Annotated in this window: 2 protein-coding genes and 1 pseudogene; 2 read left to right on the top strand and 1 reads right to left on the bottom strand. The window is 69.8% G+C overall.

The features are described from left to right. Window positions 1-111: 111 nt before the first annotated feature. Entirely contained in the window at window positions 112-2,313 is a 2,202-nt protein-coding gene (locus tag H0B54_RS29210; RefSeq protein ID WP_188263255.1) for an anthranilate synthase, read from the top strand. 21 nt (window positions 2,314-2,334) lie between these two features. Here H0B54_RS29210 and H0B54_RS29205 read toward each other — a convergent pair whose 3' ends face one another. Next, window positions 2,335-2,583, bottom strand: coding sequence for a DUF2312 domain-containing protein (locus H0B54_RS29205; RefSeq protein ID WP_014239966.1), 249 nt, complete (start codon window positions 2,581-2,583; stop codon window positions 2,335-2,337). 422 nt (window positions 2,584-3,005) lie between these two features. Here H0B54_RS29205 and H0B54_RS29200 point away from each other — a divergent pair. After that, window positions 3,006-3,231 (top strand): annotated as a pseudogene (locus tag H0B54_RS29200) (NAD(P)(+) transhydrogenase (Re/Si-specific) subunit alpha); the annotation flags it as partial.

Genomic DNA, 3,231 nt, shown 5'->3' with positions numbered 1-3,231 from the left:
AAGGCCGCCCGGAGCTTCCGGGCGGCCTTTTTCCTGACCAGGGATCCAGGTGTCGAGCAAGGGAACTCCGGGTGTCCGTCCGCCAACGGATCGACCACCGGAGACTCCACCATGTATCCCGCCGATCTCCTCGCTTCGCCCAGCCTCCTCGAACCGCTGCGTTTTCGGACGCGCGGCGGCGTGACCGTGACCCGGCGCGCCACGGCGCTCGACCCGCGGAACGCCCTCGATCCGGTGATCGACGCGCTGGATCGCCGCCGCGGCCTGCTGTTGTCCAGCGGGGTGGAGGCGCCGGGCCGCTACCGACGCCACGCGCTGGGCTTCACCGATCCGCCGCTGGCCGTCACGGCGCGCGGCCGCACGCTGCGCATCGATGCGCTGAACGCGCGGGGCCGGGTGCTGCTGCCGGCCATTGCCGAGGCTCTGCATGGCCTGGAGGCGCTGGCCGGGCTGGAGGAGGCGCCGTCGCGCGTCACTGCCCTGGTCCGCAAGCCCCGCCACCCCTTCCCGGAGGAAGAGCGGAGCCGCCAGCCCTCCGTCTTTTCGGTTCTGCGTGCGGTGCTGGAGCTGTTCGCCGCCCCCGACGACCCGCTGCTCGGGCTTTACGGAGCCTTCGCCTACGACCTCGCCTTCCAGTTCGAGCCAATCCGCCTGCGGCTGGAGCGGCCCGACGACCAGCGCGATCTGGTGCTGTACCTGCCGGACCGGCTCGTCGCCCTGGACCCCGGGTCGGGCCTCGCGCGGCTCGTCGAGTATGAGTTCGCCACGGCGGTTGGGAGTACGGAAGGGCTGGAGCGCAGCGGGCGCGATCAACCTTACCGCCCCGACACCAACGCCGAGGCCGGCTGCGACCATGCGCCCGGCGAGTATCAGCGCGTCGTCGAGACCGCCAAGGCCGCCTTCCGCTGCGGCGACCTGTTCGAGGTGGTGCCCGGCCAGACCTTCGCTGAGCCCTGCGCCGACGCGCCTTCGGCGGTGTTCCGGCGGCTGCGCGCCGCCAACCCGGCGCCTTACGAAGCCTTCGTCAATCTCGGGCGGGGCGAGTTCCTGGTCGCCGCCAGCCCGGAAATGTATGTGCGGGTGTCCGACGGGCGGGTGGAGACCTGCCCGATCTCCGGCACCGTGGCGCGCGGGGCCGACGCGCTGGGCGACTCCTCCCAGATTCTGCGCCTGCTGACCTCGGCCAAGGACGCGGCGGAACTGACCATGTGCACCGACGTCGACCGCAACGACAAGGCGCGGGTGTGCGAGCCGGGCTCGGTCCGGGTGATCGGGCGGCGGATGATCGAGCTGTACTCCCGCCTGATCCACACCGTGGACCATGTGGAGGGGCGCCTGCGGCCCGGAATGGACGCCCTGGACGCCTTCCTCACCCACACCTGGGCGGTGACGGTGACCGGGGCGCCCAAGCGCTGGGCCATGCAATTCCTGGAGGACACCGAGCGGTCGCCGCGCCGCTGGTACGGCGGGGCCTTCGGCCGGCTGGGCTTCGACGGCGGGATGGACACCGGCCTGACCCTGCGCACCATCCGCATGGCCGAGGGCGTCGCCCATGTGCGGGCCGGGGCGACCCTGCTGTCCGACAGCGACCCGGACGCGGAGGACGCGGAGTGCCGCCTGAAGGCCGCCGCCTTCCGCGACGCCATTCGCGGAACGACGATGAGTTCGGCGTTCGGGCTTCCGGTGGTTCCCCGCGGCGGGCGGGGCAAGCGGGTGCTTCTGGTGGATCACGACGACAGCTTCGTCCACACGCTGGCCGACTATCTGCGCCAGACCGGTGCGTCGGTGACGACGCTGCGCCACAGCCACGCACGGATGGCGCTGGCGGACCAGAGACCGGATCTGGTCGTGCTGTCCCCCGGTCCGGGCCGCCCGGCGGATTTCGACGTGGCGGGCACCATCGACGTGGCGCTGGCGCTCGGCCTGCCGGTGTTCGGCGTCTGCCTGGGCTTGCAGGGAATGGTGGAGCGGTTCGGCGGCGCTCTGGACGTCCTGCCGGAACCGGTCCACGGCAAGGCGACGGAGGTCCGGGTGCTGGGCGGCGCGCTGTTCGCCGGCCTGCCGGAGCGGATGATGGTCGGGCGCTACCACTCGCTGGTGGCGCGCCGCGACCGGTTGCCGGCGGACCTCACGGTGACCGCGGAAACTGCTGACGGTCTGGTGATGGCTGTGGAGCACCGGCGGCTTCCACTCGCCGCCGTGCAGTTCCACCCCGAGTCGATCCTGTCGCTCGACGGTGGGGCCGGTCTCGCCCTGCTGGGCAACGTGATGGACCGGCTGGCCGCCGGCGTCCTTGCGGACGCGGCGGCGTAACGGGGAAAGGGCAGGGGGTGGTTACTCCACCATCCCCAGCGCTTCCTTGTAGAGTTCCAGGATGGCTTCCTGCTCCTGGCGGTCGGCCTTGTCCATTTTGCGCAGCCGGATGATTTGGCGGATAATCTTGGTGTCGAAACCGGTGCCCTTGGCCTCGGAGTAGACCTCCTTGATGTCCTCCTGCAGGCCGCGCTTCTCCTCTTCCAGGCGCTCGATGCGCTCAACGAAGGATTTCAGGCGATCCGCCGCAATGCCGCCGACGTCGGACATGATAAGGGTAACCTCAAATTGGGTGCTTCCGGGGAATCCGGCGCGGACGATATCGGCGGGCGCCGTCGATGGCAAGCGACTCCCGGCGTCGTCGGCGTGGATGCCACAGGCCGTGTCCATCGGCGCACGCTTTGGCCGGGTGTGCCCGGATAGTGGGATACGCCCGTGACGAAAGGTGCCGCCTCGGACCGGCTCCTCATGCGAAAGACCGATGGCGGGGCCTTGCGAAAGGGGCGACCTTGCTCTTTCCGTTGCACGCGGGCGTGCCATCCCTCTCCGGGCTGTTGCGCCGCACCTATCACCGCTGGTAATACCATCGACGCTCAAGAGCTTCACAAAGTCACATAAATCCGGCATTGATGCCGACGGTCTAGGCCGATTGCACGCAAATCGGCCACTTGCGGCAGGGGAGATAAAGAACCATGAAAATCGCCATACCCAGGGAACGGCGCGCGGGGGAGAATCGCGTCGCGGCTTCTCCGGAGACGGTCAAGAAACTCAAAGCCCTCAGCCTGGAAGTGGTCGTGGAGACCGGCGCGGGTCTGGGCTCGAACCTGCCGGACCGGGTCTATCAGGACGCCGGTGCGGAGATCGCGCCGGACGCCGCCTCGGCGCTGGCCGACGCCGACATCGTGCTGAAGGTGCAGC

It is taken from the genome of Azospirillum tabaci (genome assembly GCF_014596085.1).
In the GTDB taxonomy this organism is placed as follows: Bacteria; Pseudomonadota; Alphaproteobacteria; order Azospirillales; family Azospirillaceae; genus Azospirillum; species Azospirillum tabaci.
Note: the sequence above shows the minus strand (reverse complement) of the source record. Positions and strands in the feature narration are given on the sequence as shown.